Here is a 22888-nt window from a genome sequence, read left to right on the forward strand (position 1 = left end):
CAGTTACATTATGTAGAAACATTAACAAAGCTTCTCTTGTTTTGTAACAGCATAATTAGGCACTATGACGTACCTTATATAGCGTTAACCGAGTATTTTAGACAGCCTTTTTATAATGGCTTAGTCTTTTATACATTTAAAAAATTAGAGGCTCGCCTGTTTAATTATATTAATGATTTAATTGCTTTAAAGTCAAAATCATTCGAACAATTATCATAATTAGGCAATTAGCGCGTATTAGAGTTTTAGCAAATCATAACAACAACTAGAGGATATCCCATGAGCAAGCAGATTTTATTGATTGAAGACGATCCAGATTTAGCAGAGCTGATTAGTGATTATTTGACCATGAACTACTATGATGTCCATCATGCTGGTCTTGGTCAAGAAGGTCTCGATCTATTAGATACCAAAGAGCGTGATATTGATTTGGTCGTACTGGACTTGATGCTGCCTGATATGGATGGTATGCAAGTGTGCCAAAAAATCCGTGGCAACAAAAACAATATGACCAACAAAGTACCTATTATCATGCTAACTGCGAAAGGTGATACTACCGACCGCGTACTAGGATTAGAGATGGGTGCTGATGACTATATCGCCAAGCCTTTTGAGCCACGCGAGCTTCTCGCTCGTATCCGTGCTGTCATTCGTCGTCACGAACAGCCAAATCAGGCAGACAGCCAATCAGATAGCCTAACTTTTGGTCGTTTGAGTGTGTTCCCTGATAGCCATGAAGTGACTATCGATGATGAGCCTGTACGTCTGACAACGCATCAGTTCCAACTGCTGCATTATTTTGCCACTCATTCTGGCAAGGTACTAAATCGCGAGCAGCTATGGCAGGCAATGCCAAATGATGACAGCTCAGACAATATCGACCGTGCTATTGACGTTCATATCTCGCGTCTGCGTGCTCTGATTGAAGACAATCCGCGTCAACCAAAACGCATCATCACGGTACGCGGCGTTGGCTATCAATTTGCTACTGATCAGGTTTAATCTAACACAGTCGATTAATCAGCAACTTGTTGAGCTCAGTCGTACCAGTCCATATCAGCGTCCGATAGTAGAGATTGTTTAATGCAGCAATTGGGTTTTCGTTCCGTATTTGCCAAGTTATTTGCCAGCGTCATGCTGGCACTTACTTTATTTGCCGTAGCGATGGTGTTGTTGACCCAATTGGTCCATGACAAAGATGCAGGCATACGGTCGGAGATATTAGCGACGCAGATCTTAGGACAAATCGATCCATTTTTACATGAATTAAATATCTCTATTAGTAAAGATAACCGTCTACAGTCGCGGTTCATGCTCGCTGTTGTCAAAAAAAGCTTTGATATTTTTGATGAGTCTCTTCAAGCAAAAATGGGCTTGTATGACAGTGAAGGTCGGATGCTCATGCAGACTGACAACAGTGACTTACCACTAGAATTACCGCCAACGCCTTCTTTGTTTTCACGTGTTTTTCCTTCGTTCGCAGATACTCCGCCTACCAAACAGGCGCAAGTATATAGTAGTACGGGCTATACGCTACTGTATGAATCACGTTTGCCACCCAAAAAACCTGTGTTGTCTGCTGCGCTAAATCTGTTTACTGGTACTCTATTGCTGCTCATCATTATGGCAGGTGTTCTCTGGCTCATAGCCCGTACCATGACCTGGCGCATCGATCAGTTGAGCCAGCAGATGACTCAACTGGGTGATGGCGATTTTACGGTTCGCGTGAATGCTCGGGGTAATGATGAAATCGCTTCACTCGCACGAGGCTTCAACCAAGCAGCGCAAAAAATCGAGCATCTCGTCGATGCCAATAACTTATTACTGGCACATGCCTCCCATGAGTTACGTACACCCATCACGCGTATTCGCTTACAGATCGAAATGATGGACATGTTAGCTGGTGCGTTGCCAACTGATACCAAAGCCAAATTTGATAAGCGCGCTCATGCCATCACTCGAGACTTATCGGGGCTCAATGACTTGGTAGAGAGTATCTTATTGGTCAGTCGTCTAGATGCGGGCCATGCCTTGCAACAGATTGAAGATTTAGACTTATATGACCTTGTCAATCAAGAGCGTCAACACTATCCTGAAGCGACCTTGATTGGTGAGCACATTATGATTGATGGTCAATCATCAATGTTGACTCACCTCATCCGTAATCTATTGACCAATGCTATGCTGCATGGCAAGCCGCCTGTCACTGTGCTTCTTTATGGGGTTCAAACTATCGAAGACGCTGGAGTAGTCCCTGATTATCTGTTGCAAACGGTACTCGCCAACAGTTTCACTGATTATAATAGCTTGGAATTTGATTCTTATGATAATCAGACTGATGTCACTGCGAACCATCAAAATAATCCAAGTGAACATGATGGCTATGATAATTATGAGCGAAACGATACTGATAAACCTGAATCAGTCGACCTCATAGATAAGTTACCAGCACCGCCGATATATATGAACGGTGAAAATGTGCCCGTTAGTGAAGACATAGACACTCATATAGACACCAATACAACGACTAGCGATAGTATAGATACTACTCTGACAGAAGATAATACTGATACTAGTAGAGGCTCAGCAAACCATTTAGGTATGCCAAAATCGGCTAATGACTCGTCATTACTTGCGAACTACCATAGCTTCACCAATGAGTTGACTGATAGAGTCAAAAAAGTAATGTGGAGAGCTGTTCCTGACTCTGACTCCGAAGCAACTACTAAAAATACTGACCACCCTATTCCTAATGGTACAGTCCAGTCTACAGATAACAAAACATTCATTAGCAAAGACACTCTCGAGAGTCACCGTCAGCAGAACACTGAAAATATGCTCAATGAAACAGCTAACACTAAAAATGCCAGTAAAGACAGCGCTAAAACCAATACTAAAAACAGCAATGACATATCAGCGCCGCCGCGCAAAGAAGGACTTTTTGCCAAGCATATGAAAAAGGCAAAGGCTGAACCTGTACGCCCGCAACCTAAATATGCAGTACTGGCAGTGATTGATGAAGGGACAGGTATCCCTGAAGAGAAACGCGAAGAAGTGTTTAGCCCATTCGTACGCTTACAGCAGAAGAACAAAGGTTCTGGCTTAGGTTTATCGCTGGTTTCACAAATTGTCACCGCACATCAAGGTCGCATCACTACCGATACGCTAAATGGTCATACTCGGTTCTTGGTTGCTATACCTGTCAAGCACGATCCTCATTATCATCAGCATGATTGATCACTTATATTAAGAGTATAACGACTTTCGTTGTATTACCGCCCCTTCTACCTTCCAAACGCCCTATCCTTAATAGCTATTCATCATAAGCTGGACACGGATGTGCATATCCAAAGTGCCAGATAATATGCTATATTACCGCCCCTTATTATACGGTTATTGACCGTCGTTGTTTTAGTTAGGCTCCTCGCATAGCGATAGAGCCATAACGACGCATAATAATCACAAAAAATTTATTAAATTTTGAGCCCTCCATGAACGACATGATTGTCTTAAACGATGTGACCAAAAGTTTTTTAAGCGACCGCTCAATCAAAGACAAAGACGGCAAACCGCATTGGTTTACTGCTGTTGAGCCGACGTCTCTAACGATCAAGCAAGGCGAAATTTTTGGTCTAATGGGTTATTCAGGTGCAGGCAAATCGACCTTATTGCGTCTCATCAATATGCTTGAACGTCCAGACTCAGGTCAAGTCATGATAGATGGTACTGACTTGACCACGTTATCTGCTAGTGAACTGCGTATTGCCCGTCATAATATTGGTATGATTTTTCAGCAGTTCAATTTGATGTCTAATCATACTGTCTTTGACAATGTCGCATTTAATTTGAGAGTGTCAGGCTATCCTAGTCATGATATTCATAAGCGCGTTATGGACTGTCTTGAAATCGTAGATTTGACTGATCGAGCAGGTCATTACCCTGCTCAATTATCAGGTGGACAAAAACAACGTGTCGGTATTGCCCGTGCAATTGCCCCGAGCCCAAAAGTACTATTGGCCGATGAGCCAACCAGTGCACTAGATCCTGCAACGACTCGCAGTCTACTCACCTGTTTGCGCGATATCAATGAGCAACTTGGCGTGACTATCGTTATCGTAACTCATGAGATGAGTGTGATACGCCGGCTTTGCGATCGTGCCGCATTATTGCATCAAGGTCAGTTGTTAGAAGTAGCCGATGTACAAGATGGTCTGATTCAGGCAACCACCCCAATTGGCAAAGGTTTAGTCGTTGAGGACTAATGAGGCAGGAGAAATAGATATGTTAACTGGTACTGAATTATCCGCCTCTATAGACAAGCTGCTTGTTCTACGTAAAGAGATTATGAGCGCGTTCGTTGATACCTTTATCATGCTTGGTATCTCGACCACGGTAGCCATCATCATCGGTGGACTGTTTGGCGTATTCTTGTTTTTGTCTAGTGATCGACAGTTTTTGCAAAACAAGACACTGTACGGTGTACTTGGTGGTATCACCAACTTTATGCGTGCCTTCCCATTTGTAATTTTGATGATTGCGATGAGTCCGTTTACCAAGGCTATTGTTGGCACAGGTATTGGTCCTATTGCGGCATCATTGGTACTGGCAATTGCAGGATCGTTTTATTTTGCGCGCTTGGTCGAGCAAAACCTACGTGAAGTGCCGCGCGGTATCATTGAAGCCACTGAGTCGATGGGCGCCGGGCCTTTTACTATTATCAAAGTATTGCTCAATGAAGCACGCTCAGGCCTGGTACTGTCAGTGACTATTCTTTGTATCAGCTTGCTGTCTTATTCGGCGGCGGCAGGTATGATCGGCGGCGGTGGTTTGGGTGACTTGGCCATTCGTTATGGCTATTATCGCTATCAAACCGAAGTCATGATTTTTATTGTGATTGTACTATCGATCATGGTCATATCAATTCAAGCCTCTGGTAACTGGCTTGCCAATCGTTTGGACAAACGTTAAACCGCTTTAGAGAATACTTGACATTACGAGCGACTAGGTTTATTTTTGGCAACACTCAATCCCATCTCAGCGCTCATAAAAAGCAGCATTACTATTTATAATGTTGCTTTTTTAATGTTTAGACAATAAACATTTTATTTAATCCCATTCATTATTAAGGACATATTATGAAATTAACAGATATCAGCCGTCAGTTGGCCAGCGCATTTGCCGCTGTTGGTGTATCAGGTTTGGTCTTGGTTGGTTGCAGCAATTCATCAGCGCCAGAAGCGACCAAAGAACCAGTCACCGAAGGATCAACTGCTGAAACTGCCGCTAGCGATATCGATCCTGAACATACCAAAATCGTTATCGGTACCACTGAAGGCGATTTTGCTGATATGGTTCGTAACCAAGTGAAAGGTACACTTGAAGCACAAGGTTATGAAGTTGAGCTAATTGCATTTACTGACTATGTGCGTCCTAACCTTGCATTGGCTGAAGGCGATTTGGATATCAACATTTTCCAGCATAAGCCGTACCTCGATACCTTCAAGACAGAGAACAATCTTGATCTTGTCGAAGTATTCCAAGTACCAACTGCACCACTTGGCATCTACTCTGGTAAAAAAGACAGCCTTGATGCTGCATTTAAAGGCATGAGTGTTTCTGCGCCTAACGACCCAAGTAACTTTGCCCGTGCGTTGGTCATGATGGATGATCTTGGCTGGATTACCCTCAAAGACGATATCGATCCGCTAACTGCATCAAAAGCAGATATCGCTGACAATAGCAAATACGATATTGAAATCGTTGAGCTAGAAGCAGCCCAGCTGCCACGTGCACGTGACGAAGTAGACTTTGCAGTAATCAACGGCAACTATGCTACTGACTCTGGTATCGAGCTGACTGAAGCACTATTCCAAGAGCCAAGCTTCTCTTATGTCAACTGGTCAGCAATCAAATCTGCTGATACTGGCAAGAAATGGGTTGAGGATGTTACCAATGCTTATAACTCAGAAGCTTTCAAAAAGTACGCTCACGAAACGTTCCCTGGCTACAAGTACCCAAAAATCTGGGGTACTGACCACAGCGCGCATATGGGCACTGCCGAAACTGAAAGCGCTGACGCTCCAGAAGCTGCTGCTCAGTAAGACTTAGACTGCATATCCAAATCGTAAGTATTTAGGCTTTGAGTACCTGAGCTTTAAGTGCTTAAGTATATTTATGATTATGAACGTCCGTCACTTGATAGTGATGGACGTTTTTTTATGGCAATAACTATAAAACTTTTTTACTCTTGAATAGCCTGTGTAGATCCATCTGATTATTAAATATCACGTTACAGCCTGTTTGCCCTTTGTAGGGTTGCGTCACTCGACCTTCCACTTTGGGCTCGTTTTTCTTATAGTAGACGAGACTGATTAGTGACGCGTCGACAATTAAATATCGACCTTTTAAAAATGATGATCGAACAAAATTTTTATTGCTTTAACTAAGCCTATCAAATAATACCGATTGCCTTACTATCAGTAATTATATCGAAATTAATCAATAATAATAGAAACTACAAACAGAACAAGGATAATAATATGAGTGCCAAAAGCTATAATATTCGTACTGCTGGACAAGCAAATATTCCCGTTTTAGGATTGGGCACGTGGCAGTCAACGGGACAAGATTGTATCGATGTGGTCAAAAAAGGCCTACAGATGGGTTATGAGCATATCGATACCGCCCAAGCTTATGACAATGAAAAAGAAGTTGGTGAAGGTATTAAACAATCAGGGATAGCTCGCGATAAATTCTTTTTGACTACCAAGATTTTTCCTGACGATATGAAGTTTGAGCCAGAGAAGCTAAAAGCTGCTGCGCAAAAATCATTAGAAAATCTGGGCGTAGACTATGTCGATCTATTGCTATTACACTGGCCAGACGACCGCGTACCATTGTCTGAAACTATTCCTGCATTGTGTGAGTTACAAAAGCAAGGTTTGACGCGTCATATCGGTGTTTCGAACTTTAATATTGCCAATATTATTGAAGCCAAAAAATCTGCTGATGTGCCTATCGTAGTGAACCAAGTAGAGTTTCATCCGTTTATCAAGCAAGACACACTACAAACCTTTTTGAATAATCACCATATCTTGCTAGAAGCCTACTCACCGCTAGCGCGTGGCGATGTGTTTGATAACGATATTATCAAAGAGATTGCTGATAATCACAATGTAACACCAGCGCAAATATCGTTGGCGTGGATACTGTCAGACAAGCACCGCGTTGCTATCCCAAAAACCTCGAATCCTGATCACTTACAAGGCAATTTAGATGCTACCAAGGTAGAGCTGAGTGCAGACGAGCTAGAAAAAATTGGTAAGCTTGCAAGCTCTGATGGTCGTAAGATTGAGCATCCTGATTATACTCCTGTATGGGATGACTAATGTGGCGAGTACTTCGTTAATTGGTTGAATGTAGAACAAAAAAAAGCCACCGATCATCGGTGGATTTTTTTATATTCTAAATACTCTATAGCTTAAATGCATACAGCCACTACTGTTGTAGCGTGTCAGTCTCGTGAATTTTTACGGCAGGGTTATATTGCTCAGAGGAAGGCACTACCCCGCTACGATTGTTTTCTTTCATAGACTTGGCAACTTCTGGTGGCATGTAATTTTCGTCATGCTTAGCCAATACTTCACCTGCCACAAAGGTTTCGCCTTGCATTTTACCAGTGGCGACCACGCCTGAGTTTTCAGCAAACAAATCTGGCAAAATACCTTGATAAGTCACGGGTACTGTCGATTGAAAATCAGTGATCGCAAACTCGACATTTAGAGGATTATCCGCTGCGCGCTGCACACTACCTGCAACCACCATACCACCAGCACGAATACGTTTGTCTTGAGGCGCTTCTCCTTGAGCAATGGCAGTCGCATCAAAGTAGTAGTCAGTTTGCTGCCCGATAGCATAGATAACCAACATAACTGCTACGGCGGCACCTGCCAGCGTAAACATAACCCACGTCAGTTTTTTCCGACGAACTGCATTCATACCACTACCCCATTAACGAGTCGCTGTTTTATAAACCATAATCTGTCTATCAAACAGAAAAATTTGAAGAAACCACCATTAGAAAAACGTTCCGAAAATGTCTTTCTAATCGTACTCTTCTAATCGCTATATGGTAGCATTTTTCAGACAAATCAATAAGCCTCATCATTGCCTATAAAGTCATATTTTTGTCAGTGTAAGGATACGGTGCCTTACAGTAAAACTATGATATTAAGATGATTTTTTATTCAGAACTCTTTTTATTCAAAATTTTTGGTAGCAGGTGTTTGTGTTTTGGTAGTACGTTGTGCCTGGCGCGCTTGTTGGATAGTGAGCTGTTTGATGAGCGCTTGGCGTTGTCTGCGACTGTAGATGATAAAAGCCAATATTACACCGACGGTAATCGCCCAGCATGTCCATACAAAAACCCCATGCTTACCCATGGCAATGAACTCAGATATGCTATAAAAGTAGGGCTGCATAGTATATTCCTGACCGTTACTTGTGTTGACTACGAATGTATTCTTTGACCCATGCCTTGCCTTGATCACGGTTTAAAATCAGCGTATTGGTACGATAAATCGCTAATGTCGCAACCAGTAAATAGCTGCCTATAATCATTAGTAGTAGCGGCATCCACATATCTGCCGACATTTTGGGTGCTGCCGTCAAACTAAAGGTCGCCCCTTGATGCAAGGTGTTCCACCACTCCACTGAGTACTTGATAATAGGCAGGTTCACTGCGCCTACGATGGATAGTATTGCGGCTGCTTTACCACGATTGGCGGTATGCTCAAAAGCAGCAAACAGCGCCATGACGCCCGCGTATAGAAATGCCAATATGAGCATTGACGTCAGGCGCGCATCCCATACCCAATAGGTGCCCCATGTTGGCTTTGCCCAAATGGAACCTGTGAGTAAACTAATAACGCATAGCAAAAACCCCATTGGAGCAAGCGCCTGCGCGACTAAGCTGGCAGTCTTAATCTTCCATACCAAATAAATCACTCCCAGAACTGCAAGAGAAAAATAGATAGAAATAGCAAGACTGGCCGCTGGTACATGGATAAAGATAATGCGATAGCTATTACCCTGAAGATAATCAGGCGGCGCAAAAGCAAGGCCCCATACACTACCAATGAGCAAACAGATACTGGCTAATATCGCAAGCCACTTGACCCAAGGGCCAAAAATACGAAAAAACTGCTTGGTGCCTACAGTGGTTAAGAAACCCTGCCAAATGCGCTGCCACAAGCTAGGGGATGAGACGTTATTCAGGTTGGGCATGAGAATAAACCTATTACACAGCTTACTGGTTTTGACCGATATAGTGCAAAAAAGCACTCCTATTGGCTCACCTGCTGGCGTTAAACACTGGATAGAATCTACAAAGATCTGTGTACGTATTCAATAGACTATTATAGCAAAATTGCCCGTTTTCAACACGATGTTAATACGCTGGATTTGGACTACGGGGTTTCGAACATACCTCTTAATTGAGCCATGACATTTTGAGGGTTGTTGCAATCACCCAAGGCATCACCAATACTGAGATAATGCTTCCTGCCAATAGTAGTGCTAATATAGGCAAACCGTTAAGTCCCGTGGCAAATAAGTCGACCGCGCCTGTCGCAAAAATCAATACGGGTAACTGCATAGGCAACGCAATCAAAGGCACCAGCACTGCACCATTCTTTAGTGATAGTGTCAGGCTACTAGCGACCGCTGACAGCATCAACAGCATCGGACTGCCTGTCACGATAGATGCCATCAACACCCATGCCTCAAACCAGCTCAGCTGAAACAAAGGCACCGCAAGCAAGCTCAGCATTGCCACAATACCACTACTAAATATCCAGTGAATGACCAGACGTATCAGCACCCATAACGGTAGTGACGCTTTGGCGACGACCAATTGCGCAAGCGTACCATTATCAAGCGCAGGCTTAAATAAACCATCAACACCCATGACCAGTGACAATAATGCCGCGATCCAGACTGCCGATACACCAAGGCGCTGTAACAGCGCAGGCTCACTACCCACCGCTAGCGGAAATAAAGTAATAATCACTAAAAACAAGACTAGCGGATACAACCATTGCACCGCTCCTTGCTGCTTGACTTGCCATTCGCGGCGCCACAGCTGACCAAACCCAATCCCACGCGGTGTGGTGACGATACTCACGGGTTTTTTGCTTGCCACTGCAGCTGAGTTTGCTTGCGTTGGACTGTCTGTCATTATTCGTCCTTTTACCTATACTGATAGTACTGCTAGCAGTCCCATTTAGACCATATAATCTGACAAATCGAGTACCTGATTGGCCACACCGACCGTCTGATGACTGGTCATGAGTATCGACCCACCAGCCTGTGCAAAGTCACATAGCCGCGCCTCCATTCTCGCCACCATATCCACATCCAGCGCTGTAAAAGGCTCATCAAGCAGCCATAATGGCGTCACATCAGGGGTTAATAAATATAAGCGTGCCAGCGTGATACGCCGCGTTTGTCCCGCAGACAGATGACTTGAGCTGATCGTCTCAAACCCTTGTAGACCTACCCAAGTGAGCGCATCATCAATATCGGATGCGCTTGGGCTGATACCATACAAGTTCAGTAAGAACGTCAGATTTTGCGCGACGGTTAGATTAGGATGAATACCCAACTGATGCGAGACATAAAGCGGCTGGATAGGCAAGCTCGATTGATCCTGATAAGCAACTCCACCTACCAGAACTGGCAACAATCCTGCTAACTGCATGAGCAACGTCGTTTTTCCCGTACCATTTGCCCCAATAAGATGGCAGATACTACCGGCAGATAAATGCAATGAGACCCCTTCACACAGCGGTATCTCACCGCGCTGAACCGTCAGCTCGTCAAGTGTAAGTAAAGGCGTATCCAAAACCGTCATCCAAACCTCTGATTATTTATCAAGTGGCAGTCAACATTCCTCACAAATAAAGGTAATGTTCGTGGCATAATACCCTATGACCACCACAAACACACAGTATAACAAATTGTCGATTACTCTGACTTTAAAAAGTACAACCTCAAAAAATACGACCTCAAAATATGACTTTGAAACCTATGCAGACTTTACCAGATAGCCAAAACGACACGACTAATACCTCACCAACCAGCCGTTTAACAGTAGATAGCTTGATTGATGCTCAGATTGATTTTATACAGCAGTGGCTGCATCAGCAGGCTGAACCTCTAGCGATGGAGGCGTGGCAATGGTTTGGGGCGCAGCCCTTGAGCAAATATATTAAATGCGAGCATTTGCAGCATGTGATGAAGGACTGGCTATTAAACCAGCCGATGACTGAGGTAATGCGCAAAGACATACGTGATATTTTGCACACCCTCATTTATCACCCGGTCAATGACAACGTGCCTTTGTCTGAATTGGTCGATGATGTACAAGTTGAAACCCTTGCTAATTACATCGGTAGCCATGAACAGCAGCGTAACGTATTGATTCATACGCTGGTCGGCAACGAAACCTTTGCAGACCTACTGACCCAAACGCTCTATCATGCTATCAATGACTTTATGGATACCACACTTGATAAAGCAGGCGGCGTCGGTAAATTAATGAAGCTTGGACGCAGCTCTTTTGAGAAGGCAACCAATAGAAACCTCGATGAAAAACTGCAAACGTATTTGCATCGTAATATTAAAGATTTGACACGAAAAGCCGAATTTAACGCACAAGAACACTTATCGAATAAAGAAGTAGCGCGTCTAATGGTCATGGGCTGGGATCGTATCAAAGATCAACCGATCAGCGAGCTGCAAACCTATCTAAGCGATGAGCCTGGCAATAGTAGTATTGATCATATCGAAGCCAGTATTCAGCAAAGCTACAACCGTCTCAGAGTATCACCGTATTTGCACAGCTTGGTGTCAGCAAGTATCGACACATGGTATGCCAATCATCAGTCTGACACGATGGCAACTATCGCTGCGGGTCTGCACATTGATGACGATGCGATGCGTCAATGTAGTGCTTCGCTACTGCCTATCGTCAAAGATGCTATTGATGCGCCTTGGTTTACCGCTCATCTACATGACATGCTAGAAGCATTTTATGCGCAGCCTACTATTAAAGAAGGACTCGCGCTGAACCAAGATTAAGCTGTCGTTTTGCTTGTTTGCTATTTTAACTTTACTTACTTGTCAGCATACTATTATGGGTCAACGCAACAAACTCAGCCTGTGGCAAAAAATCAAACGGTTACTGACTGCATCCGCGCCGCAGTCGGTTATCGATGGTACAGGTGAGCAAGCAGATTTATCACTCGCTGATAGTAACGCTGACCACCATGCTAACACTGCTAACGATAAAACTGGTATATACACTAATGTCATTGCCCGTAGTTCTGAGACTACTGATAATAACTCCTCTGCCGCTACCTCTGAACCAGATGCCAGCCAAGTCCGTGAGCAACTAAACTCCTCTCGTCTAAAGCCTGATCATTCAGTAGCAGAAACACAGCGCCCCAGTGACACGCCCATTGTCGACTGCTTAAAACAATATTTCAGCGATAAGCAATGGCACTATACGCATTATCGACCCAAGACGAATGATAGCCAGCAATCACATCACTTATCCTTGAGAATGCGCCACAAACAGGTCAACTGTGGTTATCTGTTTCGTGTACAAGAAAAAAATAAGCTGCTGGCTGTTTATGGTATCTTGCCATTTTTGATACCAGAGAGTCATCAAAACGCGGCACTACTACTCATTACCCAGATCAATTATGACATGCTGATCGGTAATTTAGAGATGGATATCAATGATGGGGAGATACGCTACAAAAACGCTATCGACGTTGAAGCCGTCGGTATTGATAATGATATCATTGAGCACTTGCTGCAAAGCGTGGTCGCGATGACTACCGTTGCCAATGAGCTGTTTGATAACCTAATCAACAATCAAGATCCTGCTGAAGATATGCAAACGCTGCTTATCGAGCTACGTCAGCAGTCAGATGCGCGTACATTCTTCTTGCCGACCCAGTTTGTTCAATAACTCGGTTTATTCAGTAAGCCAGTTTTTTCAGTAAACTGGTTGTTTATCAAGCGATAATTAGCGATAGCTCGCCTCTGTCTTTGTGCTTATCTATCTAAAATAACCACCCTATCTACAACAACCCTCAATATGAAGCTAGAATTTTTATGCTAAAAATTGCCTACTCTGATGTCTTTCGTTATTCTGTGCCCGAAAAACATCGCTTCCCCATGCAAAAGTACATCTTGATTCCTGAGCGCCTACTGGCAGAAGGAACCATTACCCAAGACAATTTCTTTGCCCCTGCCCGCTTAAGCGAAGCTGAGATTCTGACCACACATACTCCAGAATACTGGTATCAGCTCAAAACGCAAACCCTACCACGAAAGGCTGCGCGAGCTATTGGGTTTGAGATGACGCCGCAGCTGGTGGAGCGTGGCCGCTATATTGCTCATGCCACCTATGAGTGCGCACTCTATGCTCAGCAATATGGCGTGGCCATGAATGTTGCAGGTGGTACTCATCATTCTTTTGCCGGTCATGGAGAAGGGTTTTGTGTCTTTAATGATGTCTGTATTGCCAGCAACTTATTATTAAATCGCGGACAGGCACAAAAGATTTTGATTGTAGATTTGGATGTTCATCAAGGCAATGGTAACGCCAGTATCATGACGGATGAGCCACGCGTCTTTGTCTTTAGTATGCACGGTGCCAAGAACTATCCATTTCGTAAGCAAGTGTCCGATCTAGATATCGAGCTGGACAACGATGCAGGTGATGAAGCGTATTTGCAGATATTAGAGGAGACGTTACCTCGTTTAATTGCTGAAGTTGCGCCAGATATGATTTTTTATCAGTCTGCCGTTGATGTGCTTGCAACAGATAAGCTTGGCAAACTTGGTTTGACACCAGCAGGTTGCAAAGCACGTGATGAATACGTCTTGCAACAAGCAAAAGCTGCCAGCATTCCTGTTGCTATCGTGATGGGCGGTGGCTATTCAGAAGATATCGAAGATGTGGTCGAAGCGCACTGTAATACTTTTCGTTTGGCACAGCAGATATATTTTAGTGAGACTGTTCAACTTACAACGACATAAGGCAAAGTTTATATGGCGAAACTATTGATAGGCATAGGTATTGTGCTGGTTATTATCGGTATTATCTGGTTGCTGTTTCCAAGTGCTTTTTCTTGGATAGGTAATATGCCAGGCGATATCAAACATACTTCAGGCAATACGCGAGTGTATTTCCCAGTAGTGACTATGATAGTGATTAGTGTCGTCGCGACTATTCTCTTAAATATGTTTAACCGTTAAACCATATTGAGAGACTCGATTGTGCCGACTAAACCAACTCTTGCAATCTCAGTAGCCTTGGTAGCTTCAGCAAGATTTTGAGCTAGCCTTTCAGCTGACCATTGTTATGTTGAGCGTCCCTCCTATATTGGCTCTGACTTAGCATAGTGCATTAAGACAACGATACTACAATAGTGCTGTGATCCCCTGCCAGCCAACGCGTACGCCAAGCACGATTAAGATCAATAAAATAAGCTGACGAAAACGTGCTTGTGGCAAATAACGACGTAAACGAATACCAATCAAAAGCGTGGTTATAGACAATATACTCAAAAAAGCAATTAACTGCCACTCGCCGCTACTGAGCGCCATGATAGGCTCGCGTAAGACGATAATTTGGGCGATTTTTCCTAAGAAGTAGCACATGTTGCCCACTTTGGCGATAGTGTTTTTATCATCACTTGCAGACAATAGATACATCATCAGGATGGTAGACATGGCATTGGTCGAACCGCCGATAACGCCTGCACTAAAGCCAACAGCAATCAGTACCGGCTTGGTATCTGGTAGACGGATTTGTTTTCCGAGTAGACTACTCACCACATAAAAGGCTATCACCGCCGCCAATAGCAATAAAATATAAGCGCTATTGATCCATAGCAACAGCTTAGCGCCCAAAATACTACCGAGTAAGCTGGTAAGCGCAAGCAGCCAATAGCGCCTGCCGTAATAGATAAAGTTTTGCCAAATAGTGCGCTCACCACCTGCCAACCATGTCATTGCATTGAGTAGTAAAGAGGGGAAAATAACCAAGACAATGGCGTGTGGCAACGGGTAAATACTGGCAAGCGCCGTGGTCGTCACCAAGGTCACACCCAGCCCACTAATACCATGTAACAGCGATGCCAGCGCAAAAATAATCGTTAGCACTAGCATCTGAGTGCTATCGTTACCAGCCATATCTATCATATCGGTCACACCATTTTAGGCTCTGCGCTCATGTCTACTGGTTGTAAGCCTGTACCTTTAGCCGTTTTTGCGTTGACCGATTACTTCACCGATGATGCCAGCCAACTGCTCAGCGATTTTGTCTTTGCTGGTCTTTTCTAGTGCTATCGCATCACGTGCATAATACTCTGAGAAGAATACCTGCATTGCATTATCATCGCTGGCAAAACCAATATCTGCGCGTGAGACATCGTTACAAGCAATCATATCGAGATCTTTTGCGACCAATTTACCACGTGCATAACGCTCAACATCTTGCGTTTCTGCGGCAAAGCCGACGACAAACAGCTCTGGATGCGCAAGAGAAATGGTCGCTAAAATATCAGGGTTTTTAACCAGGCTAAGCGTCATCGCATCTTGCGTTTTTTTGATTTTTTGCGGTGCGGCTTCTTCAGTACGATAATCGGCAACTGCTGCAGTCGCGATAAAGACATCTGCCTTTGTGACTGGGTTGTGATCATGAGAATGTAGCGAGTCGTGGTCATAGTCGTGATTATGATTGCCATCTTCACCGCAACCACAATCGCTATGATGGTGTTCTTTGGATTGGGTATGAGAATGATCGTGCATATGCTCATGAGAATGGTCGTGTTCTTCTTCAAAATCCAGTTGCAGCTCACTGTGCGTGCCATCCACACACTGCTGTGCAGCAATCAGCATATCTTCGGCAGACAGCACATCGATACGTGTGACATTGAGCGGTGTAGGCAAAGCGACTTTGCCGCCTGCAATCAAGACGACATCTGCACCAGCTGCAACGCAGGCACGCGCTAAAGCAAAACCCATTTTTCCTGAAGAGTGGTTGGATAAGTAGCGTACAGGGTCAATTGCCTCTACCGTTGGACCTGCAGTAATAACGACCCTCTTGCCTGCTAACAGCTGGGGGGTCGTTTGCATTGCATTGAATAGCAATACTTCGGCTAATAACTGCTCAGGCTCAGGCAATCGCCCTGCGCCTACATCACCGCACGCTTGCTCACCGCTAGCTGGTTGGATAATTTGATAATTCATATCCCGTAGGGTTTGTACATTTAAGTTTACCGCTGGATGCGCCCACATCTGCTGATTCATCGCAGGAGCAACAATGACAGGTGCTGTAGTGGCAAGGCACACTGTCGTCAACAAGTCATCTGCCATACCCATGGCCAGACGTGCGAGCGTGTTGGCAGAGGCAGGTGCGATGACAACCAAATCAGCCCATTTAGCCAGCTCAATGTGACCCATGCCAGCCTCTGCTTGCTCATCAAGCAATGAGACATGCACTTCGTTACCTGTCAACGCTTGTAGGGTTAGCGGCGTGATAAAAGCTTGTGCGCCTGTCGTCATAATGACGCGCACATCAAAGCCTGATTTGATTAATAAACGGGCAAATATGGCAGATTTATAAGCGGCGATACCGCCAGTAATAGCAAGCACAATATTGGACATAAGCGTGGCATCAACAAAAAAGTAAAAAGATAAAATTGCGCTTATAGTAACAACTATGAGATAAATTGGGTAAGATTTTCCGTATTTACCTCGTTATAGTCCACACGCAATAAGACAATACAAGAAATTGAGTATCAGTGGCACATGAGTCTGGCTTGCTATATTGATGCCGCCACCGAGTTATTGACCGTGTTATTGTAAGTAGGCTACAAGCAGTATCAATCCATTTTCAAGGAGTGACAATGGCAATCAAAGACTGGCATGAAGACGACAGACCACGCGAAAAACTACTGAAATTTGGCGCAGCTCATTTATCCGATGCTGAGATATTGGCTATATTTTTGCGGACAGGGACTCAGTCTCTATCAGCGATTGAGCTGGCGCGTCAATTAATCGATCAATTTGGCAGCTTAGCTGAGCTATTGTCTGCGCCGCAACAGACCGTTCTCGCCTGTCACGGGATTGGGCCTGCGAAATACGCTCAGATACTGGCATCGCTTGAGATGGGCACACGCTATCTAGATAGCAAGCTCAAGACAGGTCAGGCGCTTGGACGCTCGCAGGTGGTCAAAGATTATATCAGTACCCAGTTGCGCGGCGAGCATCGTGAAGTGTTTGCCGTACTATGTCTCGATAATGCATTGAACCTTTTGAACTTTGAGATACTGTTTACTGGCGGTATCTCATCTTGTTCTGTCTGTATCAAGCATGTATTGCGACATGCCCTGAGCCACGCTGCCAGTCAGTTGATTATTGCTCATAACCACCCTCATACTGACGCAAAGCCATCGAATGCGGATAACCTACTGACTTATGAGCTAAAAAAAGCATGTGAATTATTAGACATATCACTTGTCGATCATATTATTGTTGGTCGTAATGAAACCTTATCCTATGCCGAAAGCTGTCTTGTGCCTTTTGGCTAGTCTATAACGCTAGTTGCTTAGCAAGTCGCCATATTTTAGTCACTCTTAAGGCTTAATCCATCAGAGTCTAATAGCTATACACTGCTTGATACATATTGTCGACACAGCGTAGCATTTTGGGTCTTGATAGTCATCGACAACTGTCTCATATTAGTGACCATTCTTTTCATTTATTTATCGATCACTTACTAGACCGTTAATACTGGCATTTAAAAAATGTAGAACCGGACATTTAGTAATTAGAAAGTCATTCGATTTATTTATAAGATAGTGAGTTGCAAAACATAACGATAATTACAGTTACCTGTTTCACTCAAATACTTTTCACGCTTTTTATCCAGCATTTCAAAGGAGATAGTCATGGCAATTGGCTTGTTTATTTTGGCAGTCATCATTCAATTAGCCGTGGTCTTGGCCATCTTTTTGTTGTCCTTATCAAGGGTTACTGGCAGTATCGTCGCTCTAATAACGGTCATCGTTACGGCAGTTATTAGTCCCTGGTCGCTCATCTTGGGTGTACCAATGGCGTTGCTATGCTTGGTCTTACTCGTTGCACCACTGCGCCAATCCTTGATTACAAAGCCTGTCTATAAGGCACTCGGCGGTGCGATGCCAAGTATGAGTGATACCGAACGTGAAGCGCTTGATGCGGGTACTAGCTGGTGGGAAAAAGAGCTGTTCATGGGTGCGCCAAACTGGGATACTTTTGCCAGCTACCCTTATCCGAAATTATCAGAAGAAGAGCAAAGCTTCATTGATAATGAAGTAGAGGCCTTGTGTACCATGCTCGATGAATGGCAAATTCAGCACAAGGATAAGGAGCTGTCACCTGAAGCATGGCAATTTATCAAAGACAACGGCTTTTTAGGTTTGATTATTCCAAAAGAGTTCGGTGGTCTAGAATTTAGCTCTTATGCGCAAAGCCGCGTGATGAGTAAGATTGCGTCGCGCTCACCGACTGCTGCTGTGACCTGTATGGTTCCCAACTCGCTCGGCCCTGGTGAGCTACTAATGCACTATGGTACAGATGAGCAAAAACAGCGCTGGCTACCAGGTCTTGCCAAAGGCGATGAAGTGCCTTGCTTTGGTCTGACTGGTCCTGAGGCAGGATCTGATGCAGGTGCGATTCCTGATACTGGTGTGGTGTGTTACGGCATGTATGAGGGCGAGCAAGTACTTGGCCTGCGTATGAACTTCTCTAAGCGCTGGATTACCTTGGCGCCTATCGCTACTGTAGTCGGTCTGGCATTCAAAATGCACGACCCAGAAGGACTGCTTGGTAATCCTGAAAAAACTGATTATGGTATTACCTGTGCGCTTGTTCCTGCTAGCCACGAAGGCGTCGTAACAGGCCCACGTCATAATCCGATCGGCTCGCCATTTATGAATGGTACAGTCGATGGCAAAGATGTCTTCATCCCGTTAGATTACATCATCGGCGGTGTCGAAAACGCTGGTCGCGGCTGGCGTATGCTGATGGAATGTCTCGGCGTCGGTCGTGGTATTTCTTTACCAGCTCTGTCTACATCAGCCAGTGAAATGACGTATTTGTCTGTCGGTGCCTTCGCAAAAGTACGCGAACAGTTCAAGATCTCAGTCGGTAAGTTTGAGGGTGTGCAGGATGCTACTAGCCGTATGGCAAGTAACACTTATATGTTAGAAGCGTTCCGTCATTTGGTGACTTGCGGGTTGAACCAAGGTGGTACGCCGTCAGTCATGACTGCTATGGCAAAATACTACGCGACTGAAACCATGCGCAGTGTGGTCAACGACGGTATGGATGTGGTCGGTGGCCGCGCCGTACAGATGGGTCCACGTAACTTCTTAGCGACACCTTATCAAGCGATCCCTGTATCTATCACCGTTGAGGGTGCTAATATTCTGACGCGTTCATTAATGATTTTTGGTCAAGGTGCAATGCGCTGTCATCCTTATCTATTTGACGAGCTGCAACTGCTACAAAGCGAAGATAAAGCTGCGGCAACCCAAGAGTTCGATACTCTTTTCTTCAAGCATTTAGGCTATACCTTCAACCGTGGTGCAAAAGCGTTTGTAGCAGGGTACGTTGGTGGTAGTAATGATGCACCAAGTTTTGCTGATGCTTTCACTCGTCCTTACTACAAGCACATTAACCGTTTAAGCGCGAGCTTTGCACTAACTGCGGATATGGCGTTAGGTTTGCTAGCAGGTGATCTAAAACGCAAAGAGATGCTGTCTGGTCGCTTAGCAGATATTCATAGCCACTTATTCATTGCGACTGCCATCTTGCAGTTTTATGAGTATGGTAGTAAATCAGAGTCTGAACGCTTACATGCCGAAGTTGCGCTACAAAATAGCTTATATACGGCTCAAGAAGCCTTTGTCTCTTTCTTTGCCAACTTCCCGAATCGTATGGCAGCCAATGTGGTTAGCTTTGTGACCTTCCCTAGCGGGCGTATTTTTACGCCAGCGAGTGATGAGCTCAAGCGTCAATTGGGCGATACGTTCATGGATGATTTTGCGGCAAACCCATTTCGTGATTATCTGAAAACCATGGTCTATTACAATACCGATGCAGACGATGTGACTGGTCGTATGGAACATGCTTATCAGACGTTAGTTGAAATTGAACCGTTGTGGCAGAAGTTCAAAAAAGCAGAACATCAAGACAGCTTTGAAGGACTGACGTTTGAGGATCATGTGGTACATGCCAGCCAAAACGGCGGTATTACCGAAGAAGAAGCGGAAGTACTGATTCAATATAATGCCATGCGCTTTGACTCGTTATTGACCGATACATTTGACGAGCATCTATCAGAAGCGCTAGAGCGTGACAATCCACACGCTCTTGAAAACGCGGTTCATCAACTGACGGACTACGCTCAGCTAAAACAACAGGCTCAAAGCAAACGCGGTATGTCTGACGATATTGATACGGCAGCGGATACTGACGCTCCAGCTATCGATGCTCTAGCTACTGGTAAGCTGAATGATACTTCAAATACAGACACAAAAACGGGTGACGAAAACCCCAATCACGGTTACGAGAGTGATGGTGACGTAGAGATGGTAAGCGAACAGGATACTGCCGAAGAAGTAACCTCACAGACAGATTTTAAGAAATCAAAACCGCAAGCAGACGCATTAGATCATCGTTACCGTGATGCTGAGTCACATCTCAGTGAGCGTATGAGTAACAATCACAGTCGCCACATTGATCCACCCGATGAGGCTCATAATAGTGCTGAAGCGAATACCCTCAAGCATTCGGAGCAGCCAGTGCATGTACCACACGAGGATGATAAAGTATAAATAAGCATTTATTGTAGATAGCGCCACTATTACGCTTAGTACTTATAGTGGCGCTATCTACCCTCAAAGAGCCAGACTGTCCCTATGCGACCGTTTGGCTTTTTTTATTACTAAAATTTAGGGGCATTTAAAGTCGATACTGAGTCCGTTGCATTAGGTTGGTCCGATATCCGATATAAAATCTCGATGTTTAGCCAGCCTCAAAACTCTTTCATAAATATTTTGTTTCATATAAGAAACAAACGGTTTAGAATAAATAATGATTATTTTATGGGCACATCGTTGTGAAAATTATCATCGTCTCAGAATAAAATGGTAAAAAAATCTTGCAGTGCCCTTAACTATTCTTTTATATTGTCCCCGAAAACGTGACATCAAACGACAATCATAATAACTTAATAGTCATAACACGCATTATAGTTAGATAAATAAACACGATCATGATCTCTGAGTGATTGCTGACTATAGCGCTGTTGTGCACACAAAGGATATGAATTATGTGGAAGAATTTGGGACTGACGGGCAAGATTATTGTTGCCATGGTGCTCGGTATTGCACTGGGTTTATTTTTAAACTATTCGGGATTGAATGGCGAAGGTGGGTTTGTTAATACCTATATCACTAATGGCTTTCTTGCCATTATCGGTAAGCTATTTGTTAACTCACTAAAAATGTTGGTCGTACCATTGGTACTTATCTCACTGATCTGCGGTGTGTGCGGTATTGGTGATATTCGTCTATTAGGACGTATCGGTACCAAAACATTTATGATCTATATGTTCACCACCGCGCTTGCGATTGCAACAGCGATTGGACTGGGTTCACTATTTGGTATTGGTAAAGGCATGAACATTGGTACTGATGCGACTTTTGAAGCCGCGTCAGCACCGCCTTTACTTGATGTATTCTCAAACATTGTCCCATCGAACCCTATCAGTGCGATGGCCAATGGTGACATGTTATCGATTATCTTCTTTGCGATTTTGATCGGTGTGAGTATCTTGATGGTTGGCAAGCCTGCCAAAGGTTTGGTTCAGAGCCTAGAGCTTATTAATGAAGTCATCTTGAAGATGGTGACGATCATTATGAACCTAGCACCTTATGGTGTGTTTGCACTATTGACCAAAGCAATGGCAGAGCTGGGACTAGACTTGATCTGGTCACTACTTGGTTATGTTGCGGTATTAGTTGGCTCATTAGCATTCCACTTCTTTATCACGATGATGATTGTACTCAAAGTCGCATCAGGTCTATCTATCAAGACCTTTTTGGCAAAAATGCGTGAAGTACAGATCTTTGCTTTTAGTACGTCAAGCTCGAACGCGACGATTCCTATTACGCTGCGTACCGTTACCAAGCGTATGGGTGTTAATAACTCAGTTGCGTCGTTTACCGTTCCTTTTGGTGCCACCATCAACATGGATGGTACTGCCATTATGCAAGGTACTGCGACCATTTTCATTGCCAATATTTATGGTATTGATCTGGGAGTTACCGAATACTTGACCGTTATTTTAATGTCGGTTCTTGCTTCTGTTGGTACAGCTGGTGTGCCTGGTGTTGGTCTCATAATGCTGTCTATGGTATTTGCTCAGGTTGGTCTACCAATCGAAGGTATTGGTCTAATCTTGGGTGTGGATCGTATCCTTGATATGTTACGTACCGCTGTAAATGTCGGCGGCGATGCTGCTGTTACGACTATCGTAGCAAAATCAGAAGGCAAAATGGATTTGGCTATTTATAATGATCCTAACGCTGGTGCAAAAGACGTATTCGATGGTCATATCGACGAAAACAACGAGCGTGAATTCTCTGAAGTATTCAGCGATGGCATCATGGGTAGTGAGTACGATGACGTAGATCGTCGCCGCTAATCACATCTATTGGATAAATAATGTCATAAAAAAACCTCAGTCACCTAT

At 44.1% G+C, this 22888-nt stretch carries 20 protein-coding genes; 13 read left to right on the forward strand and 7 right to left on the reverse strand.

Annotated elements, in window-relative coordinates; all coding sequences use genetic code 11:
* Positions 1 to 279: 279 nt before the first annotated feature.
* The 6 genes from AC5JPY_RS05790 to AC5JPY_RS05815 all read left to right on the forward strand — a co-directional run bounded on the left by AC5JPY_RS05790 (position 280) and on the right by AC5JPY_RS05815 (position 7388).
* A complete protein-coding gene (locus AC5JPY_RS05790) occupies positions 280 to 1002 on the forward strand; it encodes a response regulator transcription factor (protein ID WP_058025471.1) in 723 nt (240 codons plus the stop codon).
* A gap of 81 nt (positions 1003 to 1083) precedes the next feature.
* A complete protein-coding gene (locus AC5JPY_RS05795) occupies positions 1084 to 3237 on the forward strand; it encodes an ATP-binding protein (RefSeq protein WP_443525644.1) in 2154 nt (717 codons plus the stop codon).
* Between the two features lie 254 nt (positions 3238 to 3491).
* Complete coding sequence (locus AC5JPY_RS05800) at positions 3492 to 4262, forward strand: methionine ABC transporter ATP-binding protein (protein ID WP_443525642.1); 771 nt, start codon at positions 3492 to 3494, stop codon at positions 4260 to 4262.
* 19 nt (positions 4263 to 4281) lie between these two features.
* Positions 4282 to 4968 carry a methionine ABC transporter permease gene (locus AC5JPY_RS05805; protein ID WP_443525641.1) on the forward strand — a complete coding sequence of 229 codons (687 nt, stop codon included), beginning with the start codon at positions 4282 to 4284 and terminating at the stop codon, positions 4966 to 4968.
* Between the two features lie 167 nt (positions 4969 to 5135).
* A complete protein-coding gene (locus tag AC5JPY_RS05810; protein ID WP_443525639.1) occupies positions 5136 to 6101 on the forward strand; it encodes a MetQ/NlpA family ABC transporter substrate-binding protein in 966 nt (321 codons plus the stop codon).
* Positions 6102 to 6539: 438 nt separating this feature from the next.
* A complete protein-coding gene (locus tag AC5JPY_RS05815) occupies positions 6540 to 7388 on the forward strand; it encodes an aldo/keto reductase (protein WP_443525638.1) in 849 nt (282 codons plus the stop codon).
* Positions 7389 to 7497: 109 nt separating this feature from the next.
* On the opposite strand, the gene ccmE is transcribed toward AC5JPY_RS05815, so the two are convergent.
* The 5 genes from ccmE to ccmA form a co-directional block, all read right to left on the reverse strand.
* Positions 7498 to 7998, reverse strand: coding sequence for a cytochrome c maturation protein CcmE (ccmE, locus tag AC5JPY_RS05820; protein WP_443525636.1), 501 nt, complete (start codon positions 7996 to 7998; stop codon positions 7498 to 7500).
* 260 nt (positions 7999 to 8258) lie between these two features.
* Entirely contained in the window at positions 8259 to 8480 is a 222-nt protein-coding gene (ccmD, locus tag AC5JPY_RS05825) for a heme exporter protein CcmD (RefSeq protein WP_319050921.1), read from the reverse strand.
* A 16-nt stretch (positions 8481 to 8496) separates the two neighbouring features.
* On the reverse strand, positions 8497 to 9285 hold the full coding sequence (ccmC, locus tag AC5JPY_RS05830; RefSeq protein WP_319050922.1) for a heme ABC transporter permease CcmC: 789 nt from the start codon (positions 9283 to 9285) through the stop codon (positions 8497 to 8499).
* Positions 9286 to 9490: 205 nt separating this feature from the next.
* The gene (locus tag AC5JPY_RS05835; protein ID WP_372863650.1) at positions 9491 to 10237 is read right to left on the reverse strand and encodes a heme exporter protein CcmB; all 747 of its coding nucleotides are present in this window, start codon (positions 10235 to 10237) and stop codon (positions 9491 to 9493) included.
* A 45-nt stretch (positions 10238 to 10282) separates the two neighbouring features.
* Positions 10283 to 10912 carry a heme ABC exporter ATP-binding protein CcmA gene (gene ccmA, locus AC5JPY_RS05840; protein WP_443525634.1) on the reverse strand — a complete coding sequence of 210 codons (630 nt, stop codon included), beginning with the start codon at positions 10910 to 10912 and terminating at the stop codon, positions 10283 to 10285.
* Positions 10913 to 11073: 161 nt separating this feature from the next.
* On the opposite strand from ccmA, the gene AC5JPY_RS05845 reads away from it, so the two are divergent.
* The 4 genes from AC5JPY_RS05845 (at position 11074) to AC5JPY_RS05860 (ending at position 14334) form a co-directional block, all read left to right on the forward strand.
* Positions 11074 to 12141 (forward strand): hypothetical protein, encoded by a 1068-nt coding sequence (locus tag AC5JPY_RS05845; RefSeq protein ID WP_443525633.1) that lies wholly within the window; start codon positions 11074 to 11076, stop codon positions 12139 to 12141.
* A gap of 55 nt (positions 12142 to 12196) precedes the next feature.
* Positions 12197 to 13039: a type III secretion system chaperone family protein gene (locus AC5JPY_RS05850; RefSeq protein WP_443525632.1), complete on the forward strand. Its 843-nt coding sequence runs from the start codon at positions 12197 to 12199 to the stop codon at positions 13037 to 13039.
* Positions 13040 to 13185: 146 nt separating this feature from the next.
* Positions 13186 to 14115, forward strand: a complete 930-nt coding sequence (locus tag AC5JPY_RS05855; RefSeq protein ID WP_443525631.1) for a histone deacetylase family protein — start codon at positions 13186 to 13188, stop codon at positions 14113 to 14115.
* Between the two features lie 12 nt (positions 14116 to 14127).
* Positions 14128 to 14334 (forward strand): DUF2905 domain-containing protein, encoded by a 207-nt coding sequence (locus tag AC5JPY_RS05860; protein WP_319050928.1) that lies wholly within the window; start codon positions 14128 to 14130, stop codon positions 14332 to 14334.
* Positions 14335 to 14499: 165 nt separating this feature from the next.
* Here AC5JPY_RS05860 and AC5JPY_RS05865 read toward each other — a convergent pair whose 3' ends face one another.
* Positions 14500 to 15282 (reverse strand): TSUP family transporter, encoded by a 783-nt coding sequence (locus AC5JPY_RS05865; protein ID WP_443525629.1) that lies wholly within the window; start codon positions 15280 to 15282, stop codon positions 14500 to 14502.
* 57 nt (positions 15283 to 15339) lie between these two features.
* Complete coding sequence (gene coaBC / locus AC5JPY_RS05870; RefSeq protein ID WP_443525627.1) at positions 15340 to 16749, reverse strand: bifunctional phosphopantothenoylcysteine decarboxylase/phosphopantothenate--cysteine ligase CoaBC; 1410 nt, start codon at positions 16747 to 16749, stop codon at positions 15340 to 15342.
* 242 nt (positions 16750 to 16991) lie between these two features.
* Between coaBC and radC the strand changes: the two genes are divergently transcribed.
* The 3 genes from radC (at position 16992) to AC5JPY_RS05885 (ending at position 22840) form a co-directional block, all read left to right on the forward strand.
* Positions 16992 to 17675: a RadC family protein gene (radC, locus tag AC5JPY_RS05875; RefSeq protein ID WP_443525626.1), complete on the forward strand. Its 684-nt coding sequence runs from the start codon at positions 16992 to 16994 to the stop codon at positions 17673 to 17675.
* 360 nt (positions 17676 to 18035) lie between these two features.
* The gene (locus AC5JPY_RS05880; protein ID WP_443525625.1) at positions 18036 to 20966 is read left to right on the forward strand and encodes an acyl-CoA dehydrogenase; all 2931 of its coding nucleotides are present in this window, start codon (positions 18036 to 18038) and stop codon (positions 20964 to 20966) included.
* Positions 20967 to 21463: 497 nt separating this feature from the next.
* A complete protein-coding gene (locus AC5JPY_RS05885; protein WP_319050933.1) occupies positions 21464 to 22840 on the forward strand; it encodes a dicarboxylate/amino acid:cation symporter in 1377 nt (458 codons plus the stop codon).
* Positions 22841 to 22888: the final 48 nt, after the last annotated feature.

It is taken from the genome of Psychrobacter sp. H27, from assembly GCF_059072655.1.

Coding starts and splice junctions, on each gene's coding strand:
- ccmC (WP_319050922.1), bottom strand. CDS start 9,285: ATGCCCAACCTGAATAACGTCTCATCCCCTAGCTTGTGGCAGCGCATT.
- AC5JPY_RS05795 (WP_443525644.1), top strand. CDS start 1,084: ATGCAGCAATTGGGTTTTCGTTCCGTATTTGCCAAGTTATTTGCCAGC.
- ccmA (WP_443525634.1), bottom strand. CDS start 10,912: ATGACGGTTTTGGATACGCCTTTACTTACACTTGACGAGCTGACGGTT.
- AC5JPY_RS05800 (WP_443525642.1), top strand. CDS start 3,492: ATGAACGACATGATTGTCTTAAACGATGTGACCAAAAGTTTTTTAAGC.
- ccmE (WP_443525636.1), bottom strand. CDS start 7,998: ATGAATGCAGTTCGTCGGAAAAAACTGACGTGGGTTATGTTTACGCTG.
- AC5JPY_RS05835 (WP_372863650.1), bottom strand. CDS start 10,237: ATGACAGACAGTCCAACGCAAGCAAACTCAGCTGCAGTGGCAAGCAAA.
- AC5JPY_RS05880 (WP_443525625.1), top strand. CDS start 18,036: ATGGCAATTGGCTTGTTTATTTTGGCAGTCATCATTCAATTAGCCGTG.
- AC5JPY_RS05850 (WP_443525632.1), top strand. CDS start 12,197: ATGGGTCAACGCAACAAACTCAGCCTGTGGCAAAAAATCAAACGGTTA.
- AC5JPY_RS05865 (WP_443525629.1), bottom strand. CDS start 15,282: ATGATAGATATGGCTGGTAACGATAGCACTCAGATGCTAGTGCTAACG.
- AC5JPY_RS05805 (WP_443525641.1), top strand. CDS start 4,282: ATGTTAACTGGTACTGAATTATCCGCCTCTATAGACAAGCTGCTTGTT.
- AC5JPY_RS05810 (WP_443525639.1), top strand. CDS start 5,136: ATGAAATTAACAGATATCAGCCGTCAGTTGGCCAGCGCATTTGCCGCT.
- radC (WP_443525626.1), top strand. CDS start 16,992: ATGGCAATCAAAGACTGGCATGAAGACGACAGACCACGCGAAAAACTA.
- coaBC (WP_443525627.1), bottom strand. CDS start 16,749: ATGTCCAATATTGTGCTTGCTATTACTGGCGGTATCGCCGCTTATAAA.
- ccmD (WP_319050921.1), bottom strand. CDS start 8,480: ATGCAGCCCTACTTTTATAGCATATCTGAGTTCATTGCCATGGGTAAG.
- AC5JPY_RS05790 (WP_058025471.1), top strand. CDS start 280: ATGAGCAAGCAGATTTTATTGATTGAAGACGATCCAGATTTAGCAGAG.
- AC5JPY_RS05845 (WP_443525633.1), top strand. CDS start 11,074: ATGACTTTGAAACCTATGCAGACTTTACCAGATAGCCAAAACGACACG.
- AC5JPY_RS05885 (WP_319050933.1), top strand. CDS start 21,464: ATGTGGAAGAATTTGGGACTGACGGGCAAGATTATTGTTGCCATGGTG.
- AC5JPY_RS05855 (WP_443525631.1), top strand. CDS start 13,186: ATGCTAAAAATTGCCTACTCTGATGTCTTTCGTTATTCTGTGCCCGAA.
- AC5JPY_RS05860 (WP_319050928.1), top strand. CDS start 14,128: ATGGCGAAACTATTGATAGGCATAGGTATTGTGCTGGTTATTATCGGT.
- AC5JPY_RS05815 (WP_443525638.1), top strand. CDS start 6,540: ATGAGTGCCAAAAGCTATAATATTCGTACTGCTGGACAAGCAAATATT.